1 pseudogene is annotated in these 303 nt (G+C 37.0%); it reads right to left on the bottom strand.

Annotated elements, in window-relative coordinates:
- Positions 1–2: 2 nt before the first annotated feature.
- Positions 3–250: pseudogene (locus tag B4033_RS00140) on the bottom strand (hypothetical protein).
- Between the last annotated feature and the right edge of the window lie 53 nt (positions 251–303).

The following is a 303-nucleotide window of genomic DNA, read 5'->3' as shown; positions in this document are numbered from 1 at the left end:
AGTCAAACAAATTGACCTAGATTCTTGTTTGAAAGAAAGAGAGTAAGCGTCCGCTGATCTTCGATCATGATTTTAATTTCATCATTCAATAATTGTCTAATTAAATGAACTTTATTATCTGGGATGAGCATCAGTTGATGCATTTAATCCTGCCGCAATAATTTCTAAGGTCTCTAATCGATTCCAGCTTTTGGTACTGCTGTCTTGAAATGCATGTAGGGGATTGGATATCAATTTGTTTTAAGCCCAATTGGCTTCGTCTTTTTCCTGAGTTCTGCTTCTATCGCATAGTTGCAACGCGAC

Origin of the sequence: Acinetobacter sp. UBA3132 (genome assembly GCF_002364825.1) — a bacterium.
In the GTDB taxonomy this organism is placed as follows: domain Bacteria; phylum Pseudomonadota; class Gammaproteobacteria; order Pseudomonadales; family Moraxellaceae; genus Acinetobacter; species Acinetobacter schindleri.
This window is presented reverse-complemented; position numbering and strand designations above follow the sequence as displayed.